A 1,440-nucleotide genomic window follows, 5' to 3' on the forward strand; every position below is an offset into this window, starting at 1 on the left:
CCGCGCCACGTTCCTGTCAAATTATGAGCTCGTCTCCAGTTCTGGAGACTTCGACGTCTGGAGATGCCATGGGGCGGCCTCATCAGAGCGCTAAATCAACCCCTACCCGGTCGCTCCAGCGTGCGAAGGTCAGCGATTAGCCGCCGCCTACGCGGCCACATCGTCGCCGCGTAGGCGGCGGCGCCTGCCAGCACCCTCACCGCCAGCGGTTGCCCATCGAGCAGCGCCACCGGCGCCGTCATGACGACGGCCGCTAGCACGGGATAGCCTATGAGCCGCATCAGTATGACGATGAAGCCTCCGCCCCATACCGCGTGGGCGGCGAAGCCAAGAACCACCGCCTCACCCAAGAGCGTCGCGGCCGCTGCGCCGACCGCCCCATAGGCGGGCGTCAGCGCCGCCGCAGCCGCCGCGGCGGCCAACGACGCCGCGATCACGCGCCTGAGGTCTCGGCGCTGCTGGTGTCGGGCCTGCAGCACGCCACGCGCCAAGTCTGAGATGGACATCAAGAGGAAGCCGGCCAGCAGGACCTGCAGCGCAGCGGCGGCCGTGGCGAACTTGTCCGTTAGCAACAATGAGATGAATGGCCCGGCCAGGACAATGCCGCCCAGCGCAACTGGCGCGACGACGGCCGCTAACAGGCGGAAGATCGCCGCCGTAACGCGCGCCTCCGAGTTCTCCCCAAGCGTTGCGGCGCGCGCCAACGTCGGGAATGTGGCCATCCCGAACGTACTGCTGATGATCACGATCAGGACGGCGATGCGGAGTGCGGCGCCGAACGCGCCAACGGCGGCGGCGGACCACGTGTATTCCAACAAGATCGTGGTGAACGTTAGCGGCAGCATCCGGATGACACGGGAGAGGCCCAGTGGCCAAGCTTCTCGCAGGACAGTGAATGGCTGGAACCGCGGGAGTGCGCTGTGCGGTCCGGCGCCGGCTTTTGGCGCCAGCAGGCCAAGCAGGACGACCGCGGCGAGCGTCTCCGACACGCCCTGCCAAAACGTTACTCGGGCGGCATGCTCAGGTGAGCGCACGAACAACAGGATCAGTCCTAAGCCGAGGAGGCGCTGAAGCAAGACGGTCACCGCGGGCGCCGCCGACTCCAGGCCGCGATGCGCCCAGGTCGTGTTGAGGGTGAGGCCGAGCAACGACACCGCCCCCCAGGCGAGCGCCCACTGTTGAGCGGGTCTGGCTAGCGCGATGGCCAGACCCAGAACGATGGACGCCCCTATCGCGAGGATCATCCGCAGCGCGACGATTTCGATCAAGCTGCGCCGCAGGCGCTCGGGATGGGTGCTGACTTCGCGTATGCCCCAGGCTTCGGTTCCGCCATCCACGACCATGAGCAGTGGTGCTACGAGCGAAGTCGCAAACACCCAGACGCCGAAACCTTCGACTCCGAGGGTCTGCGCGAGATAGATTCCGGTGCCGACGACAATC

1 protein-coding gene is annotated in these 1,440 nt (G+C 66.8%); it reads right to left on the minus strand.

Features of this window, described 5'->3' with window-relative positions:
• Nucleotides 1-95 precede the first annotated feature (95 nt).
• Nucleotides 96-1,440 (minus strand): oligosaccharide flippase family protein (locus Q8M88_RS06615; RefSeq protein ID WP_305595617.1); only part of this gene is annotated, 1,345 nt, incomplete at its 5' end.

Source organism: Phenylobacterium sp. (assembly GCF_030693805.1).
Lineage (GTDB): Bacteria > Pseudomonadota > Alphaproteobacteria > Caulobacterales > Caulobacteraceae > Phenylobacterium.